Source organism: Pseudarthrobacter sp. NPDC058119, from assembly GCF_042884655.1.
Classification (GTDB): Bacteria; Actinomycetota; Actinomycetes; order Actinomycetales; family Micrococcaceae; genus Arthrobacter.
On the sequence record NZ_JBHVTN010000011.1, the window covers coordinates 106,577 to 107,119 of the forward strand.

The window sequence follows — 543 nt, forward strand, 5'->3', positions numbered from 1 at the left end:
ACGATCACCATAAGGCTTACGCTCGCCACCACCGGCAGAAGAACCGCCGCGGGAGAAGTTGTTGCCGTCGCGGTCGGACCGGGACCGGAATCCGCGGGGGTCGCCGCCGGAGTTGTTGTTGCCGCGGAACGCGCCCCGGTCGTTGCCGCGGTTGCCACCGTTGTGCTCGGCCATATGGATTCCTCCTGTTGTGAGCCGACCACTGGCGCAACTGCAGCCGCTCGTTTCGTTTCCTACGCAACCCGACATCAAGCGCTTCGAAGTCCGTACATCTTCATCAATTCTAGTGGAGCCACAAAATCAGCAGGGACAGCGGGGGCCCTGGGCAGCGGTATCGTGGCCATCTTCACACGGGAACAGCCTGCCGTTGCCGCTGCCTGCACGACGATCGTTGCGCCGGCGTGCGGTTCGCCTGGTCGCCGAGTCGTCTGTGGTGTCGGCTTGTCCTGGTTTAAATGTGGGAGGCCCCGAACCGTGTGGTTCGGGGCCTCGACCAGTAATAGTTGTTCCGGCGGTGACCTACTCTCCCACACCCTCCCGGGT